Annotated in this window: 18 protein-coding genes; 8 read left to right on the top strand and 10 right to left on the bottom strand. The window is 55.6% G+C overall.

The features are described 5' to 3' along the window. Positions 1 to 13: 13 nt before the first annotated feature. A complete protein-coding gene (locus C7378_RS02010; RefSeq protein WP_131991184.1) occupies positions 14 to 1,042 on the bottom strand; it encodes a YpdA family putative bacillithiol disulfide reductase in 1,029 nt (342 codons plus the stop codon). Positions 1,043 to 1,281: 239 nt separating this feature from the next. On the opposite strand from C7378_RS02010, the gene C7378_RS02005 reads away from it, so the two are divergent. The 4 genes from C7378_RS02005 to C7378_RS01990 all read left to right on the top strand — a co-directional run bounded on the left by C7378_RS02005 (position 1,282) and on the right by C7378_RS01990 (position 3,891). Then, positions 1,282 to 1,923 carry an RNA polymerase sigma factor gene (locus tag C7378_RS02005; protein WP_131991182.1) on the top strand — a complete coding sequence of 214 codons (642 nt, stop codon included), beginning with the start codon at positions 1,282 to 1,284 and terminating at the stop codon, positions 1,921 to 1,923. Beyond that, on the top strand, positions 1,920 to 2,189 hold the full coding sequence (locus C7378_RS02000) for an anti-sigma factor (RefSeq protein ID WP_243647997.1): 270 nt from the start codon (positions 1,920 to 1,922) through the stop codon (positions 2,187 to 2,189). Before C7378_RS02005 ends, C7378_RS02000 begins: the two co-directional genes overlap by 4 nt. 69 nt (positions 2,190 to 2,258) lie before the next feature. Beyond that, positions 2,259 to 2,855: a shikimate kinase gene (locus tag C7378_RS01995; RefSeq protein WP_131991180.1), complete on the top strand. Its 597-nt coding sequence runs from the start codon at positions 2,259 to 2,261 to the stop codon at positions 2,853 to 2,855. Beyond that, positions 2,839 to 3,891 carry an AI-2E family transporter gene (locus C7378_RS01990; protein ID WP_243647996.1) on the top strand — a complete coding sequence of 351 codons (1,053 nt, stop codon included), beginning with the start codon at positions 2,839 to 2,841 and terminating at the stop codon, positions 3,889 to 3,891. Before C7378_RS01995 ends, C7378_RS01990 begins: the two co-directional genes overlap by 17 nt. A 19-nt stretch (positions 3,892 to 3,910) precedes the next feature. Here the strand turns inward: C7378_RS01990 and acs are convergent, their stop codons facing one another. From acs to asnB, 3 genes are all read right to left on the bottom strand, one after another. Next, positions 3,911 to 5,878 (bottom strand): acetate--CoA ligase, encoded by a 1,968-nt coding sequence (gene acs / locus C7378_RS01985; protein WP_131991176.1) that lies wholly within the window; start codon positions 5,876 to 5,878, stop codon positions 3,911 to 3,913. Positions 5,879 to 6,023: 145 nt separating this feature from the next. Continuing rightward, on the bottom strand, positions 6,024 to 7,835 hold the full coding sequence (locus C7378_RS01980; protein WP_243647995.1) for an ArnT family glycosyltransferase: 1,812 nt from the start codon (positions 7,833 to 7,835) through the stop codon (positions 6,024 to 6,026). Further along, positions 7,784 to 9,688, bottom strand: coding sequence for an asparagine synthase (glutamine-hydrolyzing) (gene asnB / locus C7378_RS01975; RefSeq protein WP_131991174.1), 1,905 nt, complete (start codon positions 9,686 to 9,688; stop codon positions 7,784 to 7,786). The genes C7378_RS01980 and asnB overlap by 52 nt, the downstream gene beginning before the upstream one ends. Before the next feature lie 350 nt (positions 9,689 to 10,038). Between asnB and C7378_RS01970 the strand changes: the two genes are divergently transcribed. Then, positions 10,039 to 11,274 (top strand): ABC transporter permease, encoded by a 1,236-nt coding sequence (locus C7378_RS01970; RefSeq protein WP_131991172.1) that lies wholly within the window; start codon positions 10,039 to 10,041, stop codon positions 11,272 to 11,274. Positions 11,275 to 11,285: 11 nt separating this feature from the next. On the opposite strand, the gene wrbA is transcribed toward C7378_RS01970, so the two are convergent. The 5 genes from wrbA to C7378_RS01945 all read right to left on the bottom strand — a co-directional run bounded on the left by wrbA (position 11,286) and on the right by C7378_RS01945 (position 15,655). Further along, a complete protein-coding gene (gene wrbA, locus C7378_RS01965) occupies positions 11,286 to 11,909 on the bottom strand; it encodes an NAD(P)H:quinone oxidoreductase (protein WP_131991170.1) in 624 nt (207 codons plus the stop codon). 57 nt (positions 11,910 to 11,966) lie between these two features. Then, positions 11,967 to 12,671 carry a pirin family protein gene (locus C7378_RS01960; protein ID WP_131991168.1) on the bottom strand — a complete coding sequence of 235 codons (705 nt, stop codon included), beginning with the start codon at positions 12,669 to 12,671 and terminating at the stop codon, positions 11,967 to 11,969. Then, entirely contained in the window at positions 12,668 to 13,138 is a 471-nt protein-coding gene (locus C7378_RS01955) for a MarR family winged helix-turn-helix transcriptional regulator (protein ID WP_131991166.1), read from the bottom strand. The genes C7378_RS01960 and C7378_RS01955 overlap by 4 nt, the downstream gene beginning before the upstream one ends. A gap of 149 nt (positions 13,139 to 13,287) precedes the next feature. After that, complete coding sequence (locus C7378_RS01950) at positions 13,288 to 14,823, bottom strand: AAA family ATPase (RefSeq protein WP_131991164.1); 1,536 nt, start codon at positions 14,821 to 14,823, stop codon at positions 13,288 to 13,290. 34 nt (positions 14,824 to 14,857) lie between these two features. Beyond that, positions 14,858 to 15,655 carry a hypothetical protein gene (locus C7378_RS01945; RefSeq protein WP_131991162.1) on the bottom strand — a complete coding sequence of 266 codons (798 nt, stop codon included), beginning with the start codon at positions 15,653 to 15,655 and terminating at the stop codon, positions 14,858 to 14,860. A gap of 137 nt (positions 15,656 to 15,792) precedes the next feature. Here C7378_RS01945 and recA point away from each other — a divergent pair, with 137 nt between their 5' ends. The 3 genes from recA (at position 15,793) to C7378_RS01930 (ending at position 20,830) form a co-directional block, all read left to right on the top strand. Continuing rightward, the gene (gene recA, locus C7378_RS01940) at positions 15,793 to 16,872 is read left to right on the top strand and encodes a recombinase RecA (protein WP_131991160.1); all 1,080 of its coding nucleotides are present in this window, start codon (positions 15,793 to 15,795) and stop codon (positions 16,870 to 16,872) included. 186 nt (positions 16,873 to 17,058) lie between these two features. After that, complete coding sequence (locus C7378_RS01935) at positions 17,059 to 20,178, top strand: TonB-dependent receptor (RefSeq protein WP_131991158.1); 3,120 nt, start codon at positions 17,059 to 17,061, stop codon at positions 20,176 to 20,178. A gap of 103 nt (positions 20,179 to 20,281) precedes the next feature. Next, entirely contained in the window at positions 20,282 to 20,830 is a 549-nt protein-coding gene (locus tag C7378_RS01930; RefSeq protein ID WP_131991156.1) for an SRPBCC family protein, read from the top strand. 59 nt (positions 20,831 to 20,889) lie between these two features. Here C7378_RS01930 and dxs read toward each other — a convergent pair whose 3' ends face one another. After that, positions 20,890 to 22,779, bottom strand: a complete 1,890-nt coding sequence (dxs, locus tag C7378_RS01925) for a 1-deoxy-D-xylulose-5-phosphate synthase (protein WP_131991154.1) — start codon at positions 22,777 to 22,779, stop codon at positions 20,890 to 20,892. Positions 22,780 to 22,887: the final 108 nt, after the last annotated feature.

Here is a 22,887-nt window from a genome sequence, read left to right as displayed (position 1 = left end):
CCTATGCCTCCACTCAGCGCCGGCTTAGATTGACCTCAGCCAGTTTCTCTTTCAGATCGTCGGCGATCTGCCGCCCGTGGAAACGTCCATTCTCTATAAAAATCTCGTTGGTACGGGACCCAGCGATAATGACACCCGCCAGATAAATGCCTGGAACATTGCTCTCGAGACTTTTTTCGTCGAATACCGGGCAGCGATCCTCACCCTCGATTCTCACCCCTAACGATTCAAGAAAGTCAAAGTCAGGGTGATATCCCGTCAAAGCAAAAACAAAATCATTACGTAAAGTCAGCTCTCTCTCCAGAGTAGCGATATGTACAGAATCTTCGGTGATCGATGTCACGTAACTGGAGAAATGCGCCTTCACTTCGCCGTTCTTGATTCGATTTTCTATGTCGGGTTTGATCCAATATTTAACATGGCGATGGATGTCAGGACCTCGATGCACCATCGTCACCCTCGCTCCGTGACGCCATAACTCGAGCGCAGCAATTGCTGCGGAATTCTTCCCACCGATTACCAGTACATCCAGGTTGTAGTATGGGTGCGGATCATCGTAATAATGAAGCACCTTGGAGAGGTTTTCCCCCGGTAGCCCAAGATAGTTCGGCAAGTCATAGTAGCCAGTGGCGACCACGACCTTTCTCGCTGAATAAGCCAGGCCCCGCCCATACTTATCTTCCGTCTCGACGAGGAAATCCCCATCGCTACCACTTACTTTCTTCACTGTCTGGTATTGCCTGATGTCGAGTTCATAGTGATCTGCGACTTTGCGGTAATACTCCAAAGCCTCGTTACGGGTCGGCTTCTGGTTGGCGCTCGGAAAAGGTATATCTCCTATCTCCAGCAACTCCGGTGTCGTAAAGAAGGTCATATGCGCCGGATAATGGAAGATTGAGTTACACAGACATCCTTTATCTACCAGGACGCTTTGCAGACCCGCACGTTTCGCTTCAATGGCGCAGGCCAATCCAGTCGGCCCCGCGCCAATCACCAAAACATCGAAGACAACTCCAACCTGAGCGCTCTTTAGCTCCGCCATTCTGATAGATTAGACGATTCGTCTGCGCGAAGGGACATAAAGCCCAAACCATCGGCCACCCAAGCCCCCAAAGCAACCAAACCACCCGCCTCCCCCTCCAACACGCCTAGACATAAAATGCCAGAGCATCCATTGTCGCCATACCAGCTATGAGCTCCACTGCGAATACAATAGTAGAGAGTGAGACACGCATTGCCACCAGGAGCACACCTCCGCAGCAGAACAAGGATAATCCCCGGATGAGCCCAGAATCCACTCCGGGACCGACCCCCGGGAAGCCAGCCAATCACCACCTGCGCCGCAATCCTCCTATTGCCGGAGAAGCAGAAGCGATTGCCGCAGCACAGGCCGGCGACGCAAAATCATTTGAGACGCTCTATGCGCTGCACAAGCGCCGCGTTTACTCGCTCTGTCTGCGCATGCTCGGCAATGTGGCGGAAGCTGAGGATCTAACGCAGGAAGCATTCCTGCAGCTCTATCGCAAAATCGGAACATTCCGCGGCGACTCGGCATTCTCTACCTGGCTTCACCGGCTTGCGGTGAATGTCGTATTGATGCACCTTCGCAAAAAAGGCCTGCCTCAGGTTTCTCTGGAGGAGACACTTGAGCCCTCGCAGGACGATGGGCCAAGGAAGGACATTGGTGCCCGCGACCTTACCCTTTCAGGATCGATTGACCGGGTCGCCCTTGAACGCGCCGTGGAAAATCTTCCCCCCGGCTATCGCCTCGTTTTTGTCCTCCACGACGTAGAGGGCTATGAACACAATGAGATCGCCGAGATGTTAACCTGCTCAATCGGCAATAGTAAATCTCAACTCCACAAGGCGCGCATGAAACTGCGTGACCTACTGCGCTCTGGGCAGCGCAAGGAGCAAGTATGACAGCCCGCCAGCCCGAGCGGCCAAATGGAAAGATCATGACCTGCGCAGAGTTTCAGGAAATGCTGCCGGATCTCTTTGAGTCCGGCAAAAACCCCAGCGAAGAAGAGCATGTCAAGACTTGCGCGAACTGCGCGGCTCTCGTGCGGGACTTGGAGTATATTGCCTCTCAAGCAAAACTGCTCCTGCCTATTCACGACCCGGCTCCAGCTGTCTGGGACAACATTCAATCGGCACTTCGCCGTGAACCGGACAATGGCCGCCCTTAATCGTCACTTCCTTTTTTGAATTCGCTTTTCTACGCAGATTTACTGCTTAAAATCTAGACGAGCGCATTCATGGAGCACACAGAGGCCGGGAGCCTGAATCGTAAGATAGAGCGCGTTGTGCTTGCCGGGTTTATGGGAGCGGGCAAGTCGACGGTGGGGCGTCTGCTCGCCCGACAACTTGGCTGGCAGTTCTTCGATGCCGACGAAGTCATCCAGGTTAGGAACCAAGCAACCATCGCAGAGATCTTTTCCTCTGGCGGCGAGGCAGTTTTTCGCCGACTGGAAGCAGAGACCATCCATTCACTTCTGGTGGAAAGCCACTCTGTCATCTCGCTTGGCGGCGGAGCCCTGGAAACAAGCGAAACCCGGGAGCTACTCCTAACCGATCCCGCAACGTTTCTGGTCTTCCTTGATGCACCTCTCGACATCCTGTTACAGCGGTGCGAGCAGCAACCCGGTGCAGCCATTCGCCCCGTGCTGCTTGAGCGCGAAAAACTTCAGGAACGCTTCGCACGCCGGCTTCCGCATTTCCGCAGAGCGCATCTTATCGTCCCGACAAGCGGGATTTCCCCGACCGAGACAGCTATGAAGATTGCGGCCGCACTTCCAGTGGACAAGACAATAGGAACAGAGAAAGTTGGACAGGATCTTGAACATCAAAACTGAGCGGCAGTCCTCTCGACGAGGTGACATAGTCTTCACCTTCGCGCTCGCTCTCCTGCTCTGCCTGGCCTGGTTCGTGCGTGATGTGTTGGTGCTTATCTATGTGAGCGCGCTCTTTGCTGTCGTTCTCACTCCGGTTCTCAACGGAATCATGAGCCTCCGCATCCGTGAGTGGCATCCCGGAAAGGGCCTGGCTGTCCTGATTCTTCTGCTCGCCGTTGCAGGAGCAGTCACGCTCTTCATCGCTTTTGCGCTCCCTCCGGTCATCCGAGACTTGAAGGAGTTCGGCTCTGAGCTACCCACGCGCGGTCCTAAAATGCTCGATCGCATTCATCGGCTCCCTTTTATGCGCCACGTCGACGTTTCATCCCTGAATACAAAGCTTCAGGATTTTGCCTCGAACTTCGCGACTTACGTCTTCGTCTCGATCAAGGGCTGGGCTGGGAAAGTGGCGGACATTGTGACTGGGATTGTCCTGACCGTCTACTTCATGCTGGAGGGGGATACGGCCTACCGCTGGATACTCAGCTTCTTCCCTGTCCAGCATCGCCAGCGGCTTGATCAGACTCTAGGCCGGGCTGAGCTCCGTATGGGCAAGTGGCTTCTCGGCCAGGGGTCGCTTATGCTGATCCTCGGTATTACCAGCACCATTGTTTTCGTTGCGCTGAAGATCCGTTACGCCTATGCACTGGGCGTCCTGATGGGTGTCTTCAACATCATCCCGGTTGCAGGTGCGCTGATTTCGGTTTCCCTTGCCCTTCTGGTGGCAGCCATCGACTCCTGGGGCCATGTGTTGGGCATCATTATCTTTTATGCGATCTATGCCCAGATAGAAACCTCGTTCCTGACCCCTCGCATCATGCAGAGCAGCGTCGATCTTGCCGGGTTGGCAGTGGTGATCTCTCTGCTTCTCGGCGCTTCCATGGCGGGAGTAGTCGGCGCCATGGTCGCTGTTCCGACCGCCGTGCTCGTCGCTGTGCTCCTCAACGAATATGGCGTCCAGAAGGAGCCGATCATCGATGTCAGGACGACAGAGTAATGTCGCCGAAGCAGACTGGCTATTCGTCCTGCTCCCGGAGCCTTGCGATCACGCTGAAGTCTTCAAGAGTGGTCGTGTCTCCCTTGATCTCACCGTGTGTTGCCAGCTCCCGCAAGAGTCGCCGCATGATCTTTCCCGATCTGGTCTTAGGTAGCGAATCAGTAAACCGGATATCATCTGGCCTGGCCAGCGCTCCAATCTCCTTGGCAACCCAGGCACGGAGTTCATCCTTGAGATCCTTCGATGGCTCATGACCACTCTCGATCGTCACAAAGGCAGCAATCGCCTGGCCCTTCATTGCATCGGGCCTACCGACGACTGCAGCTTCAGCCACTTTGGGGTGAGCGACAAGCGCGGACTCAACCTCCATGGTTCCAAGCCGGTGCCCGCTGACGTTGATGACGTCATCGACGCGCCCCATCAGCCAATAACAGCCATCTTCGTCCATGCGCGCGCCGTCCCCGGTAAAGTACGAACCGGGCACCTCCGTCCAGTACTGCTTCACGTACCGGTCGGCATCTCCATAAATAGTGCGTGCCATCGATGGCCACGGCTTCCGAATCACAAGGAGACCACCCTGCCCTGCGGGAACAGGACCACCATCCTTATTGACGATTTCCGGCACAATCCCAAAGAAAGGTTTGGTCGCCGATCCTGGCTTGGCTGCAACGGCGCCAGGGATGGGCGCCAGCATGATTGCGCCTGTCTCGGTCTGCCACCAGGTATCGACGATCGGACAGCGTCCTTTGCCGATCACCTCGCGATACCACATCCAGGCCTCCGGGTTGATCGGCTCGCCTACTGTGCCCAACAGTCGCAGAGAATCCAGGTTGTGCGCAGCAGGATATTCGTCGCCCCACTTGATAAACGCACGAATCGCTGTAGGCGCGGTATAGAACACTGAAACCTTGTGCTCTTCGATAATTTTCCAGAAGCGGCCCGGGTCAGGATAATTTGGCGCTCCCTCATACATCAGGGTCGTAATCCCGTTCTGGAGGATGCCGTAGATGACATAAGAATGCCCGGTCACCCAGCCAATATCAGCCGTGCACCAGTACACATCCTGATCACGCAGGTCGAAGATATACTTGCTCGTCAGATACGTCTGAACGGCATAGCCACCGGTCGTATGCACGAGCCCTTTCGGCTTACCTGTCGTTCCAGAGGTATAGAGGATGTAGAGCGGATCTTCTGAATCGAGCGGTTCTGCCGGGCACTCTGCGCCGGCAGCAGCCATCAGCTCATGCCACCATTGGTCGCGACCGGACTTCATCTCAACTGCTGCGTCGCTTCGCTTGTAGACCACCACATGCTTCACCGTTGGACAATGCTTCAACGCCTCATCCACAGTTGCTTTCAGCCTTACTTCTCCGCCACGCCTATAGGAGACATCCTGCGTAATCACAGCGATACACTCCGCATCGTTGACGCGATCTACGATTGCGTTGGCTGCGAAACCACCAAAGATCACCGAGTGCACTGCCCCGATGCGCGCACACGCGAGCACAGCAACAGCCAGCTCGGGCGTCATCCCCATATAGATCGCTACCCGGTCGCCCTTGCGTATGCCCAGCCCAAGCAGCACATTAGCAAACCGCTGCACCTGCTCGTGCAATTCGCCGAAAGTAAGCCGCCTCACCTCGCCCGGCTCCCCTTCCCACAGGATGGCCGTCTTGTCCTTCTTTCCGCCCAGCGCATGGCGATCGACGCAGTTGTAGCACAGGTTCAGTCGTCCTCCGACAAACCACTTCGCCCACGGCTCGTTCCAGTCAAGCACTTTTGTCCATGGAGTAAACCAGTCGAGTTCCCCTGCGGCCTCCGCCCAGAAACCCTCCGGATCCTCGATGGAGCGCTGATACAGGGCATCGTACTCTGCCAGGTCGCGGATATGCGCCTTCGCGGCAAACTCCTCTGGCGGAGCAAACACGCGGTTTTCGCGGAGCGTGGAGCTAAGATTCGAATTAGCGGCGAGATCGGGAGAAGGCATACTGCGCGAACACACTCCAGAATGATTTCAGGGCGTCAAAGAGCCCCTATCCACACTACCGGCACAGCACAGCATGAGGCAAGGCACGCCACCATACAAGGTGGGGAAATCTCGCATTGCGGCCAGGGTGTAACTCTCAAACAGCTCACGGGTACACCCCGGAAGGATTCGTCACCAGATAGCTGCCGCCGCTTTCTGCCACCACTCGAAAATTGTTGCCAACCAGCTTTCTCAACAGTGGCAGGTCTGAATCATCAAGCAACAGGTAGCTTTTCCCGCTGCCCATCCAGATCGTCTGCAATCTCGCGTCGTCTATGAACACCTTCGGGGCATTCGGAGCGTACGACCCGTACTCCAGATTTGCACTCCTGCCATTCCAAAGCAGCGCCGTACGATCTGTGTAAAAGAAGACCGAGGAGAAAGCATAATAAGCATCAGCTTCAATCAGTGTTCCAGGCTGAGACCGCATCAGCGCCCTGGCTAAGCCGTAGGAGCCTAAATAGGGGTCGAACTTAATGAGAGCGATACGTGCTGCCTGCAGAAAAACCAGCATCACCACCGTCAGCACGAATACGGCTGCTTTGGTCTGGCGCACTAGCAGTAACCCCACCGCGCCTATCAGGACCGCAAGGCCCGCCAGCGCCAACGGTAGACGAAGATAGGCGAACGACCTCACCGTCAGGTCACCCATGTGCCCCAGCGATAGCGTATAAAGGTCGGGATGCTGGGTGAGGGCTGTCGAAATATCTCCCGGCGTAGCCAGCCTGGCAGTGCTCACCAGTAGATATCCGATCACTCCGAGACAAACCGCAAAAATGGATACAAGCAAGATGCGCGCCCATTGCGGATATTTTTCCCTGCGAGCAAGATCTCCCCCCAGCAGAATTGCCAAAGCCGGGTAAATCGGCAACGAATAATATTCCTGCGTGGTTGAAAGCGTAAAGAACAGCAGGATAAATCCGATCCAGATGAGGCAAAGAAGCCTGACCCTGCCCGCACGGTCAACCACCTTATAGCTGGTTCTGAAGGCGCTGACCATTGTCGCACTCCACGGAAACAACCATGCAAAGTGCAACAGCCAGAACCATACACGCGGAACCGTGTTGTAATCGCGCGGGTAGCGCATATTCAAAAAGCGAAACACATGCTCGTTGAAGAAGTAGAACCAGAAAAAGCCGTGATATTCGCCCGGTCCGCTGTGCATTGTCCAGTTAAAGTGTGGCGGATTCTGCAGAGTCGCGAGCACATGCCAGGGGGCCGCAATCACGAGGACGATAATCATCCCTAGAAAAGGACGCATCCTGCGGAACAACTCCCTGGGAGTGTATTCACGCGTAACAGCCAGGTAGACCAGCATAATCCCGGCAGGAAAGACTCCGGCGATCAGTCCCTTCAGCAACAACCCCAAGGCAATGCTTCCATAAAGCAGCAGGAACCATAACCATCGTCTCTTTTCAGCGCTATCCAGTAAACGCAAAAAGCTCCAGAGCGTGAGAGCAATGGTCAGAGTAAGAGCGGCGTCCGGAATCAGGATCCGGGTAAACAGAAACATGCCGACACAGGTTGCTATGATGACTCCGGCATAGAGCGCGGCGCGCCTGCCCAATGCCCACATGGCAAACCGAGCCGTAACCCAGCAGAGAGCGACATTAATCAAGGCCAGCGGCAGCCTTGCCGACCAGTCATGCACTCCAAACAGGCGATAGGAAACTGCCATGATCCAGTAGATCAATGGAGACTTTTCCAGATACGCTACACCGTCCAACCTGGCTGTCACCCAATTGCCGCTTTCGAGCATATTGCGGGCGATCTGCGCCTGCACTGCGTCAACGTCATTCATCAGGTGCGGCGGCGCGGGAACCAGTGGCAGAAAAGCACAGCAGGCAACGATCAGGACAAGAATATCTACGCGGAGACGGTGGAATACTCCTCTGTAACCTGTAGTTCCAGGTTGCATTCGATCTTCCATTGCTTGATCCAGAGAAACAACATCAGCAGTCCCCATAAGTGATATCCGTAATTTGCCTTTCTTTGCAGGTGCTGCGTCAAAATAGATTCAATATAAGACCAGCGGAAGAGCCCTGATTCTTCTACAGCCCTTTTATTCAGCGTATCCAGCAGTAGCGATTTCAGATGCCCACGCAGCCAGCCGTGTACCGGGATATCCAAACCATGCTTCTTCTTGGTCAGGATATTCTGCGGCAACTTATCCCCCATCAACTCACGCAACACTACTTTCAGCCTGGATCCTTGAATACAGTGGCTGAGCGGCAATCGACCGGCAAATTCGACGATCCGATGATCGAGGAATGGCGGCCTGACCTCAAGGGAATGCGCCATGCTCATACGGTCAACTTTGGTCAGAATATTGTCCGGCAGAAAGTAGTCCTGATCGAAGGCGAGGAAGCGCTTTCCATCTCCATCCTGAGGAATGGACTCGAGCAGCTTCCGCATTCCGAAGCCTCGATTCGTCAGCAGTAGCTCACCGCGCTCTTCCTCTGAAAAGGTCCCATTCCAGAAGACATGTGAGCTGCGCTCATCCATCAACGCACCCTGCAGAAAGCGCTGCAGCTTGTAGTCAAGCCCGATTTTCTTGTCGGAAGCCGCAATCTTCCTCGCAGAGTGCAGCGCTGCCCTGCGAATTCCCCTTGGTACGCTGCGGGCAAAGCGAGCATACCTGTCGGCCTTGTAAGTGATGTAGCCGCCGAACAACTCGTCCGCCCCTTCTCCACTCAGCGCGACCGTCACATGGCTTGCGGACATCTGGGACAGGAACCACACCGGCACCGCTCCGGCATCTGCATTCGGCTCATCTGCATAGTAGGCGAAGTCGGCAATCGCGTCAGGCGACGCCGTTTCCGGCCCGAGGTCGAGCTCATGGTGGATGGTCGAGTATTTCGCTGAAACCGCCCTGATATAGCTTGCCTCGTCAAATTCGCGCCCATTGAAAGTGATGGAAAAGGTCTTTACCGGGTTTGACGAGTGCTGCGCCGCATAATGCAAGATTGTCGACGAGTCCAGGCCACCGCTGAGCCAAAGGCCCACCGGCACATCCGCAGCCAGATGTTCTTTGACTGATTGGTGGAGTAACTCATCAAGCTCCCCCACGGAATCGCGCAGGGATCGACCGGCTGCAACATTGCGGCTCGGCTTCCAATATCGACTGGTCGACACATGACCGCCGCTCCAGATCAGCATGGAACCCGGCGCCAGCTTCACAATGCCCTCAACCATTGTTTCTGGACCCGGAACATAATTCAATCCAAGGTAGGTCTCGAGCGCATGAGGGTCGATCCTGTGCTCGATCTCTGGATGACAGAGTATCGTCTTCAGCTCCGAACCAAAATAGATATTCCGACCCCTGCAGGCGTAATAGAGAGGCTTGATTCCCAGCCTGTCGCGAACCAGCACCAGCCGTCGCAGCGACTCTCTCCAAACTGCGAAGCCAAACATGCCGCGAAGCTTTTCCAGGCATCCTGTATCCCACTGCATGAACGCGCGCAGTAGCACTTCCGTATCACAGGAAGAGTGAAAACTGTGCCCAAGCCCCTCCAACTCCCGCCGCAGTTCTCGATGGTTGTAAATCTCTCCATTGAAAACCAGGACGTAATCCTTGTCCTCGGAAAACATAGGCTGAGAGCCATCGTTATTGTCGATGACCCGCAGGCGGGTTGAACCGAGCGATGCGCTCTCGCTCTGCCATACGCCCTGCTCATCAGGTCCGCGGTGGCTGATGGAGGCGACTGCCTGGTCGATACGGTCGGGCACGAAGGGGCTTCCGAGATGAGTAAAACCTGCAATTCCGCACATCTTGGCACCTCCCCTGGATTTTTTTTGCGCTACCGCGAAACTTAATCTTTCGTGTCGCGTATAAGTCTGAGGATACATTCGGAATTCTTAGGAGTGGAGGCAAAACAGCGCTCCAAACCCTTACTTTGCGCCAGTATCTGGGTAAGTTTACATCCTCTTCCTTAAATTTTCTTCAAGAAGTAATATTTCCGGGTTCAGCACATGACAAGCCTTTCCCCTGTGGCAGCCCGTCTCGACAAGGTATTCTCAAAAGACGTCTAGGCCCTAAAATGCCTTCGCGGATCTGAACGATCCTGCTGGAGCACTAGGGATTTTCTCAGACATGGCCATTTGAGATGGGCACTCCTCCAATGTTTACGCGCCGACTTGTTATCGCGAGACGCAGCATGGCCCTCAGCGAGGTCGTACACCTCGCCCTCTCCAGCTTCCGATCAAATAAGGTCAGCTTCGCATTAACCTCACTGGGCATGGTCATTGGCTCTGCAGCCGTCATTCTTGTCGCAACGATAGGACTCACCGGCAGGCAGTATGTCATCCATCTGATTGAAGGCATAGGAGTCAATATGATCGAGGTTGACTACCAGGGTGGGGGTACGTCAGCCACTTCTGAACAGGACCTGCTGACCATTGGGGATGAAACAGCCGTAGTGGAGCAAGTACCAGGCATCGTCGCCTCATCTCCTATGCTCGAAACTCATGAGGCAGTTCCTTTGGGGGAAGGCAGCGTTAAGGATGTTTTAGTCCTCGGCGTATCGCCGGAATATGAGGATATTCGCAATCTGCTCGTCGTGTCCGGCCGCTTCTTCGATCAGCAGGATGCCCGTCATCGCGCCAAGGTCGCCGATGTGACCGTTCCTTTTGCCGAATCTCTCTTCGGGAGCGCAGACAGTGCGCTTGGCAAGTCTTTCTCGATGAATGGAATCCCCTTCACCATCATCGGCACTGTACAAGAGCGCATTAATACGTTTGGTCAGTCAGAGATTGAGGATCAGACCATCCTTATTCCCTATCAGGTGGGGCGCTATCTCACAGGCTCCAACAGCGTTGGCCAGATATTCTTTTCGGTCCGCGACTTTGGCCGTGTCAGCGAGATCGAGAGGCAGATACATGACGTCATCCAGGCGCGGCACAGGCCTAACACTGTTTACATCACCCAGGATCTTCGATCGTTAATTTCCGCTGCGGGCAGCATCGCCGGCTCGCTCACCATCGCTCTGATCCTCTTTTCGACGGTCACTCTGCTCGTCAGCGGAGTTGGCATCATGAATATCATGCTGGCTACCGTACAAGCACGGTTTCAGGAGATTGGCCTGAGGAAAGCGCTGGGCGCAAGGCAGCGCGATATTCAACTGCAATTTCTGATGGAATCAGGCCTGATTGCCGTCAGTGGTGGAGTGATTGGCGCTGTTCTCGGGCTGGCGCCCTCACTGCTCATCAATGCTCTCACCAGTTATCACATCCCTATTTCCTGGTGGGCTGTGTTCATTTCACTGAGCACGGCTCTTTGCATCGGCATCGGATTTGGGACTCTGCCTGCGAATCGTGCCGCAAGCCTCGATCCTGTGGAAGCTTTGCGGCACGAATAACCCGATAAGCCTTACTGTTTGCCCCGCAGTTTAACCGCCGCCTCAGCAACGCGTTTGCCCTGTACCCTTGCGATAAAGAGGTCTTCCGGCTTCGGTTGCAATTCCCCCTGGGCTCCCGCGATAGTGGACGCTCCATAGGGAGTGCCGCCGCGGTTCTCCGTATGGATCATGCCCGCGGTGGAGTAGGGTACACCCACTATCACCATCCCAAGGTGAATCAACGGCACCATCATGGTAAGCAGGGTGGTCTCCTGTCCGCCATGGGTGGATGCTGTTGAAGTGAAGACGCCGGCAGGCTTGCCTTCCATTTCCCCTTTGAGCCAGAGCTGCGCCGTACCGTCGATAAGCGCCTTCATCTGCGCAGTCATGTTGCCATAGCGGGTCGGGCTGCCGAAAAGGACACCATCAGCTTCACGCAGGTCATCGACTGTGCATTCCGGGATCGACTGCTGGTCCTGATAGACCTGCCACGCATAGCCCTTTTCCTGTTCGATATGCTGCACATATTCCGGGAATTCGCGCACTCTGCGTAGGACCAGCTCTACCCCATTCACCTCTTTCACACCCTCTGCAACTGCATTCGCGAGCTGGCGCATGTGTCCGTATAGCGAGTGGTAAACCACGAGTATCTTCATTTACATCCTCCTCTGAGTTTCGTTTCGTTGCAGACCTGAGGGCTCGCGTAATGCTTCTTACGCCAGATCGAATACCAGGACTTCGCTTGCTTCAGAGCCTGTGGAGATCAGCTCGAGCGCCTTCTCCTGGCTTACAGCTACTGCATCACCACTCGATAGCGCCGTACCATTCATCGTCATCTCACCGCGGATAAGATGCACCCACGCATGACGTTCACTCCCAAGTGCATAGTTCAGCGTCGTCTTCGGATCCATCTCGGCTACCGAAAGTGTCACATCCTGGTGAATCTTCGCTGCACCCGCAACCGGATTCTGCGAAGCCAGCTGCCGGAACTTATTATGTTTCTCCTCGCCGGTAAAGGCCAGCTGTTCGTAGCTTGGCTTGATACCTAGACTCTGTGGCTCGAGCCATATCTGCAACAGATGCACAGGCTCGGTTCTGGAGCCGTTGAACTCACTATGCACAACCCCGGTTCCCGCAGACATGCGCTGGATTTCATTCGGCCCAAGCTGTTCCGTATGCCCCATGCTGTCCTGGTGCGCCAGCGTGCCGCTGAGCACATAGGTGAGGATCTCCATATCGCGATGCGGATGGGAACCGAAGCCCCTGCCCGGCGCCACCACATCCTCATTAATTACGCGCAGCGACCGGAAACCCATGTGATCTGGATCGTAGTAGGTCGCAAAGGAAAAGGTGTGATATGTATCCAGCCATCCGTGGTTTGCATGGCCCCGTTCGCCGCTTTTTCGTACGGTAATCATTGTTGATGCTCCTCTTTGTTCGCCCTTGAAGCCACGCTCGCCGCGTAGCCAAGCTTTTTCAGCAGATGACGCAACTGGTTGCGCTCTGCCCGGGAAAGTCCGCCCATCAAGGCCTCGAGTTCACGCTCGTGCCTTTCATAGATCGCAGAGATAAACGTTCTTCCCTGCGCCGTCAGCTCGACGATGCGGACGCGCCGATCTGATTCGCTATTCACCCGCCTCACCAGACCCCGCTCATCGAGACGATCGATAGCCGAAGTCATGGAAGCATTTGCCAGCAACACCTTCTCAGCAATTGCCGACATCGTTAGCGGCCCCTTGTGCAGCAGCACCTCGAGAGCCGCAAAGTCGCTTAAGCCCAGCCCCTCCGCCGCAATCGTGCTCTCCAGATAAACGGCAACGGCGTTATAAGTTCGCGCCAGGATGACCCAGAGCTTAGGAGCGGAGGTTGTTTGCTCATTGTTCATATTCCTACGACATAAGATAGTTCGATATCGAAATAAGATTCAAAAACTTCTTCACGGCCAGGAAGAGTCTCAGTCTATCCGCACTTTTCGATCGTTCGTCTGGAGTGACGCAATCCTGAAGGCTATCTGATAAAAATCTGTTCGGCTGCTCAGGGAGCAGGAACTCCGGCCGCCTCATAGTGAGCTGCAAGCTCTAGGGCAACGTCGGCTTCGCGTCCGGCAAACAGCTCTCGCAAACGCTCTGCAATCCGGAGGTGGCAGCGAGCTCGAAGCGACGCTGATGCGCCGTTGTAAAGGGCCTCTCGATAGAAAGAATGGCAAAAGACATAAAAGCTGGAGCGCGCACCATCCGGCAGTTCATCCTGTCCGGCATTGGCAATGAGTCGGGAACCACGGGCAAGAGCCTCGCACTGTTCCTCAACTTCGGCCACGCTGATATCGAGGGCCGCCGCTGTTGCCCATGCCGGAAAGACAGTTCCAGCGACGGCACTCGCTTCCAGAAGTCGCCTCTCATCCCGGCTTAGGCGCTCCAACTGCAGCTCGATCATCCCGGCAATTCCATCAGGAACTCCCAGCCGCAATTCAGCAAGTGGAACAGTCAGTCGCAGCTCTCCGCAATCCGTCGACAGCAGCTTCTGCTGCTGCAGATGTTCAAGGGCAGACTCAAGAAAAAGTGGGTTTCCTTCCGAGTGCTGATGCAGAAAGCTAGTTAGCCCCTTGGGCAGATTCTCACTTCCCAATGCGCGCTTGACACACTTGCCGGCTGCCTCCTTATCCAGAGGTCCAAGGTCAATACGCGTCGCCAATTTGCGGGTCAAAAGATCCTGCTTCAGCTGGCGTGGCGACTCCGCTGTAATCATTCCTGTCGGCGAACAGGTCGCCAACAGTAGGAATTTAGCTTTTGTCTTTCTTCGCGCGAGGGCCGAGATCAGATCAAGCGTCGATGCATCCGCCCAGTGCAAGTCTTCCAGCACCAGGATGACAGGGTTCTTTTGAGTCAACCCCTCGATCGTCTCGCAAAACTCACTCAACAGAGGCTGTTTGCCTGTAGCATCGGCAATGAATCTCTTGAGCGCGCTGCGCATTTCCCCTTGTTCGCCCGAGGCGAGCAGGCCCAACGCTTCGCGAATGGCATAGAAAGGCTCTTTGCCGGCAAATCCCTCTACGCTCTGTCCCCAGCCGATCTGAACGCTTTCGTTCAATCGAGCCTCTGCGCAGAAGGCCTCAACGAGCGCCGTCTTGCCGATGCCAGCATCGCCCGCGAGAAAAATGATCTGTCGCTCGCCTCGGGAGGCACACTCCAGGCAGTGCCGGAGGGTCGCCAGCTCCGCTTCACGACCGAAGACCTGCTTCCCACGTCCGGGCAGATTCGACGTAGGGGCGTCGTGCACTTCGGCTAAAAATCGATAACCCCGCCGCTGCACAGTCTGGATGTATCGCGGCTCATCCCTGTCATCGCCAAGCAGCCTGCGAAGCTCAAGGATGTAGGTACGCAACACCTGAGGCTGCACAAAGGTTTCCGGCCAGAGGGCATCGAGCAGCTCATCGTGGGTGATCAGCTGCTGCGGATGCTCGACCAGATAGCGCAGAAGCGCAAACGGCTTCGGCGTCAGAGGCAACATCTGTGCGTCGCGCCACAGGCACGCATTCTTGTCGTCCAGACGGAAGCAGCCGAATTGCTTCATCGCGTTCGGTGAGGCGGAAAAAGATTCGCCCTCACTAGCGCTTTTTGGGCTTGTGAGGAGCGCCAATCTTACCTAATCGATAGACCAGTCCCACGGAAAGTGCAAATTGCTCCTTCACCTGGTAGCCGCCAAAATTTACCAGGGTCGCATCCGGTGAGATACGGAATGAGAGCCGCGGCGAGCGATTCAGGTCGATTGAACCACCGATAGCGCTGCCCCAAGTGAGTTGGTTACTAAAAAACCCAACGGCCAATGGAGGCACGGGATGGTTGTTCTGGTCGTAGAGTGCGCGTTGAAAGTCACCATAAGCCCCTCCGAAGAGAGCGTGCAGCGTCATGGAAACATGCTGGTTGCTGGGGCCGCGATATTGGGGACCAACGAGGAACATATGCTCACTCACAAAGGGGCCGATAATCCCATAAGGATTTGGCTGTGCGCCACTGGTGCCATAGTACCCGCGGACGTCCGCCATAGCGGCCCAGCGATGGGTGAGGAAGCGGGATGCCTGGACATTAAATCCGCCCAGATTTGCACCCTGCAACAACTGCGGACCCGCATCGAAGTGCGAGTAAGCCACACCGCCGTACAACTCCCAGCGATAGTCATACTTCACATCGTTCAGGGTGTCATTTGGCGCGACCACCGGCGCATGATACTGAGGAGCCTGAGCGCGGGCTGGAAGACTGACGGCTACAGACAGAAGCGCGGAACAGATCACTGCTGCCGCAATGCCCACACGAAGCACACGAATACCTTTCAACAACGACCGGACCTCCACAAAAAGCACTAACCTCTCACGATACATGGGAGCATGGCTTTCTGTCAGATTCACCCGTAACCTGCCCGGCATGAAAATCCCTGCTCCCTCACCCCTGGCAGTGTTAGACTCGCTCTAAACCAGCACTTACTCTGATCGCCGGTCCCGCAAGTTGTGGCGTACAGGTATGCTTTGGATTGGAGACCCTCACCGTGGCAGATGACCGTTCCCGCGCTGTAGACCTCGCGCTCTCACAGATTGAAAAGCAGTTTGGCAAAGGCTCCATCATGCGCCTTGGCAGCAAAGATGTTGTGCCGATCGCTGTCATTTCCACCGGCTCAATTTCTTTTGACGCTGCGTTGGGAGTAGGTGGCGTGCCTCGCGGCCGTGTCATCGAGATCTACGGTCCTGAGTCTTCCGGCAAGACCACTCTAACCCTCCAGATCATCGCCGAAGCACAGAAGGCCGGCGGACTTGCTGCATTTGTCGATGCTGAGCACGCGCTCGACCCGGCCTACGCCAAAAAACTGGGCGTCGATACCGACAACCTCTTGGTCTCCCAGCCCGACTATGGCGAGCAGGCTCTGGAAATCACCGAAGCCCTCGTCCGCTCGGGAGCCATCGATGTGCTGGTGGTCGACTCCGTTGCAGCGCTCGTGCCCAAGGCCGAACTTGATGGAGAAATGGGCGACTCGCATATGGGCCTCCAGGCGCGGCTTATGTCCCAGGCTCTACGAAAGCTGACCGGCACAGTCTCAAAGTCCCGAACCTCGCTTATCTTTATCAATCAAATTCGCGAGAAGATTGGCGTCATGTTTGGCAATCCGGAAACAACCACCGGAGGCCGGGCGCTCAAGTTCTACTCCTCGGTCCGCATCGATATTCGCCGGATTGCCGCTGTCAAAGAGGGCGATGTCGTGGTCGGCTCGCGCACCAAGATCAAGGTAGTCAAAAATAAGGTTGCCGCGCCTTTTCGTGAAGCCGAGTTCGACATCCTCTACGGAGAAGGCATCTCGCGTGAGGGTGACGTGCTCGACCTGGCCGTGGCCCACAATATCGTTGATAAATCAGGCGCCTGGTACAGCTTCTCAGGCGAACGTATTGGACAGGGCCGCGAAAACGTCCGCCAGTTCTTCAAGGACAACCGCGACGTATTCAATCGGGTCGATACCGCGCTACGTCAGAAGCTCGGGATAGCTGGCTCCGCCACCCCTCCTGCCGAGGTGCCGCCAGTTCCGGCAAATGGTGCAGCAGCAGCGCAGGAAGCGGTACGCCCCACCAAGCGCGCTTAACTCTTTGTCTAGATAGTAAAGGCCGCTCTCTGCGAGCGGCCTTTGTTTTTCATCCAGCAAAATCCTCTCCTTTCCCCGTATTTCCTGATAAATTTCATGTAAATAAGCGTGGTAAGCTTAAACCTCTTCACTAATCCACATTTACTTAAAGTGCATCAGCCGTTCGACCCTTTTTAAGGAGCCGTAATGAAGCGCAATTTGCACCTATCTCTCTTTGTCAGCCTGACGAGTTTGATCCTGTTCGCATTCTCCGCTCTCACACTCCAGGCACAGTCCACCGGCACGATCAAGGGATTGATCACAGATCAAAGCGGAGCAGCCGTACCGGGCGCTGAGGTCACCATTACCAATGCCGGGACAAACGTCGCACGCCATGTAACAACCGATGGAGCGGGCAACTATCAGGTTCCCTCACTCACCCCCGGCTCCTACAACGTTCAAGTGACGGCCGCTGGTCTACAGACCAAAACCATGACGGGAGTCGTTCTCCAGGTTGACCAGATCGCCAGCGAAAATATTCAGCTCGGCGTAGCCTCGCAGAGCCAGAGTGTTCAGGTCACCGCGGCCGCTCCTCTGATCGACTCGCAGAGCATGTCTGTAGGTCAGGTCATTAACCCGCGCACCGTGCAGGAAGCGCCCCTCAATGGCCGCCATTTTGTCGATCTCGGCACGCTGATCGCCGGATCGGTCACGCCGCCGCAGAGCGGCTTCCTGGTCGTTCCTATCCGCGGACAGGGCTCCCTGTCGTTTGACACTGCCGGCCAGCGCGAAGACACCGTCAACTTCATGATCAACGGCATCAACCTGAACGACATGAGCCAGAATCAGATCACCTTTCAACCTGAGATCAATACAGTTCAGGAGTTCAAGGTAGATAACTCCAGCTTTTCCGCGGAATACGGCCGCAACTCCGGCGCAATCGTAAACATCGCCACCCGCTCGGGCACAAACCAGTTTCACGGCGAAGCGTATGACTATATCCGCAACGACTTCTTCGACGCCCGTAACTTCTTCAATCCGCAGTACACAGTCAACGGCACACATGTCCGGCAGTCTTCTTTCAAGCGCAACCAGTTCGGCGGCGACGTGGGCGGTCCTATCTACCGCAATCACACTTTTTTCTTTCTCAGCTATGAAGGGCTTCATCAGCATCAGGGCGAGGCAGTCAACAGCGCCGTCCCGCCTGCTGGATCAACTTCCACCGACCCCATCATTCAAAAGCTGCTCACGCTCATACCAGCTCCTAATGCTGGCAACAACTTCGTGGGCTCAGCTATTGCCCCGGTAGCTATCGACCAGGGAACGGCTGATATCGATCAGGTCCTCGGCGCAGCAGACCACCTGCACGGCTACTATGCCATCCAGCAGGATTCGCGCACGGAGCCTCTGGCTCCAACGGTAGCCGATACCATTCCCAACTTTGGCGACTCGCGTCCGGCCCGGCGACAACTGCTGACCATCGTGGAGACACACATCTTTGGGCCGAATGCGGTCAATGAAGCTCGGCTTGGTTTCAATCGTATCCACATCACGTTCACCCCAAACTTCGTTGCGAATCCCGTCTCCTATGGCATCGACAATGGCGTTACGACTAACATCGGCTTGCCTCAGATCAGCATCAGCAGCCTGGGCCTGACCTTTGGCGGCCCGGCGGGCGAACCACAGGGCCGTGGCGATACGACCGGTGTCTTTTCCGACACCTTCAGCCTGTTACGCGGCAAACACTCCTTCCGCTTCGGCGGTGAATATCGCCGGTTCCTCAACGACAACTTTGCCGGCGACACCAGCAGCTTCTCCTTCAACTCTCTTCAGGGCTTCCTCAATGACGAAGTCGCGTCCTTTGCCGTCGTGCCGGGCACGCGTCCAAGCCGCATCTACACTAACGCTACGGGCGTTTACGCCATGGACAGCTGGAAGTTGCGGCCGAATCTGACTGCCGAGCTTGGCTTCCGTTTCGACTGGAACGGGACCCCGGCAGAGGCCAGGAACCGCCTGACCGTCTTTGATCCCTCCACCTCCTCGCTTGTGCAGGTTGGGACGAATGGCCTCGGCAGCATCTATCGGCAGAATTTCGGCTACGAGCCACGCGTCGGTCTTGTCTGGGATCCAAGTCACAATGGACGTACCGTAGTCCGCCTGGGATACGGTTATTTCCTCAACCAGCCGACAACCAACTTCATCCAGAGTCTCGCACTCAATCCGCCATTCGCGGTGCCGGTTTCAATCGTGCCCGCTACCCCGAGTGCAGCCTTGACCATGGCCAACGCTTTTGCTTCTTCGAAGTCATCGAAGACGATTGCGCCATCATCTATCAATCCTCAATTCAAGAATGCTACGGTTCAGTCCTACAACCTCAACCTGCAGCAGCAAATCTCCTCGACGATTGCCTTTCAGCTCGCCTATGTAGGCTCCAAGAGCACACATCTGCAGCTAACCCGCAACCAGAACCAGCCGATTAATGGCGTGCGCCCGTTCACGACTGTTGCTGCCAGTAGCCCTGTTGACCCGGGAGCGAGCCTCGCCAACATCACGGAGTATGACAGCGCCGGTAACGCCAACTACAACGCTCTGTGGCTCACCGTCACCAAGTCCTTCTCTAAGGGACTTCAATTCCAGAGCAGCTACCAGTGGACAAAGTCTTTTGACTACAACTCCCTCAGCAGCCAGGGCATTGTCCTGCAAAACAGCTACGATCCGCGCAACAACTATGGGCCGTCTGACTTCGATGTGCGCAACCGCTGGGTGCTGAGCGGCGTCTATGACCTGCCAGTGAAGGGCAACCGCCTCATTGAAGGCTGGGAGGTATCGCCCATCGTTGCCATGCAGACAGGCAATCCAATCACGGTTGTCACCACACTTCCCACCAATGGCGTACTCGGCACCATCCGGCCCAATCTACTTGGCAGAGTTCCGGTCGGCTACAGCCACACCGCCAGCGGCAATATCCAATATCTGCCGCAGGCTGTCTGCGCAACAGCAACCCCAGGCTGCCTCTTTTCCAGTCCCGGAGCAGGCAACTTTGGCAATGAGCCGCGAGGCGCAATCTACGGTCCGGGCTATCTGGACGTCGATTTCTCTCTGGTCAAAAACACGAAAATCAACAACCGTGTTCAACTGCAGATCCGCACAGACGCCTTCAACATCCTCAACCACGTCAATTTCGGCCAGCCGATCTCAACACTCTCCGTCAGTTCCGCTGGAGCGGTCAACGCCGGACAGTTCGGGCAAATAACCACCACTCGCTTCCCTATCGGCGATCAGGGCTCCTCGCGCCAGCTTCAAGTGGCTGGCAAGATCGTCTTTTAAAAGCTGCTGTTGCCTGGGCTGGAACCTACGATCCCAGACAACTTTTATCGATATCAAAGGAGGCGCTGAAACCGGCGCCTCTTTTGTGTTTCCCTAGAGAGATATGCGGCATCACTTTGAAGCGGCGCAGTGGGTACCTTATCCAATCGAGCTTGTCTTTGCGTTCTTCGCAAATCCTGAGAACCTGCCCCCGCTAATGCCGCGCTGGCAGCGGGCGCGGATTGAAGAGGCCAGTTTCGTTTCTCCACCGCCTCGCCCTGTCTCTGCCGACGGCTCAAGACGACTGCGCAGTTTCGCGGCCGGGACCGGCTCCACGATGACGATCAGCTTCCGTCCATTTCCGCTTTCCCCCATTCGAATGCCATGGGAGGCTTACATCGCGGAATTCGAGTGGAATGATCACTTTTGCGATGAGCAGGTTCGCGGTCCGTTTGCCTACTGGCGCCACTGCCATCGCGTGAGCAGAGAGACGCGAGACGGGCAGCAAGGAACCGAGATCAAAGACGACCTGACCTATGAAATGCTTTTTGGGAAGCTGGGAGAACTGGCGCATAAAGTCTTTGTCCAGGCGCAGATGAAAAGCCTGTTCGCCTACCGACAGAAGCGCCTTATGCAAATCCTGCCAAAGATCGCATCTCAATTCAAATTGTGAGCGGCTGATCTTTGGCGCTGCTGCTCTCGATTCGCTTTTCCGATCTTGGGCGCAAGAAGCTACCGAGTGACTAGCCGCGAGCGGTTAGCTTTCTTGAGATACGGCTCAAGCTTTTCGAGCGCTGCCTCCACGCTGACACCGTGACGTGCGCGCAGTTGATCGACCTTGCCATGTTCAATAAAGCGATCAGGCCAGCCAATGCGAACAACGGGAACATCGAACTGCATTTCACTTATAGCCTCTAGCACTGCGCTACCAAATCCGCCCATGAGAACATGATCTTCAAAGGTAACCATGACGGATACCTTTTGCGCATACTTCGCAACCATTTCGCGGTCGAGCGGTTTAGCGAAGCGCGGATTGATCACCGCCGTTGAATGTCCGCGCGACTCCAGCTCCGTCGCAAGCTCTCCCGCCATCGGGAGCAGGGCTCCCAATCCGAAAATTGCAACATCCTCGCCGTCCTGTATCACCTGTGCCTTGCCGATAGGAATCGCCTCAGGATGCGCCTTGAGCTTTACATCGGGTCCGGTTCCGCGCGGGTATCGTATTGCGCTCGGTCCTTCGTGCAACATGGCGGTGTAAAGCATATCCGCAAGTTCGTCTTCATCCGATGCAACCATGTGCACAATATTAGGAATGCTGCGCAGGTAGCTGATATCAAAAAGCCCGTGATGTGTCGCTCCGTCGTCCCCGCTCAGCCCACCGCGATCCATGCAGAAGACGACAGGAAGATTCTGGAGACATACGTCATGAACGATCGGATCGAATGCCCGCTGCAGAAATGTTGAGTAAATGGCACAAAAAGGCTTGAAACCTTGCGTGGCAAGACCCGCAGCGAAGATGACAGCATGCTCCTCAGCAATGCCAACATCGAAATACCGCTGGGGATGGTGTGGGCGAAAAAGATCAAGCGCCGTGCCGTTGGGCATCGCCGCCGTGATAGCCACAACCTTATCGTTTCCATCTGCGAGCTTAACCAGCGTATTCGCAAACACCTCGGAGTAAGTAGGCTGTCCAACAGACTTGGTTTCGCCCGTCTCCGGGTCGTAGGGCCCGAGGCCGTGAAACTTCTTCTGCTTGTCTAGTGCAGGCTGGAAGCCGCGCCCTTTCTGCGTAATCACATGCAGCAGCACGGGACGATCCTGCGTTTTGAGAAACTGGAAGGTCTCGATAAGCAGCTCCAGATTGTGTCCATCAAGAGGTCCGTAATACGTAAGACCAAATTCCTCGAAGAAAACAGATGGCCACAGCATTCCTTTGGCCGCTTCTTCTGCGCGACGCACGACATTCAAAGCAGTCTTGCCGCCGAGCTTTTCAAGCAGCCGTGAAGCACTGTCGTGCAGATGAGTCACACGCTCATTGGTTACGATCTTATGGAGATAGCGGGCAATGGCGCCGACATTACGGTCGATCGACCATTCATTGTCGTTGAGCACCACAATCATCCGCCTCGTTTGATCGGCAATATTATTGAGTGCCTCGAAAGAAATTCCATTGGTGAAAGCTGCATCGCCAGCCAGTGCGACCACATGTTCCTTGCCCCCGGCAAGGTCGCGCGCAACAGCCATGCCGAGCGCTGCGGAAAGAGCTGTACCCGCGTGACCCGCACCATACGCATCGTGCTCACTCTCCGAGCGCATCATGAATCCGTTGAGGCCCGCGGGCTGACGCATTGTTTCGAATCGTTCACGCCGCCCGGTAAGCAGCTTGTGAATATAGGCTTGATGGCTGACATCGAAAACGAACTTATCCGTCGGGGTATCAAAGACATAGTGCATGGCCAGGGTAAGTTCGACCACGCCCAGATTGGGTCCTAAATGTCCCCCTGTCTTCGAGAGCGTCAAAATCAGCCGCTCCCGGATTTCCTCTGAAAGGGAGGTGAGTTCCGGGATGGTTAACTTCTTGATATCGGACGGAGAATTGATGCTGTCGAGTCGCTTTTTCATGGTTGCCCTGACGATTTCCGCAATAACCAAAAAAGACCCCAAGCTGGGGCCTTTTACTGCAGGCGGGTCTCCTAAACTTCAAGCTTTAAGTATACCAACCGGTCCATC

The organism is Acidipila rosea (assembly GCF_004339725.1).
Taxonomy (GTDB): Bacteria; Acidobacteriota; Terriglobia; order Terriglobales; family Acidobacteriaceae; genus Acidipila; species Acidipila rosea.
This window is presented reverse-complemented; position numbering and strand designations above follow the sequence as displayed.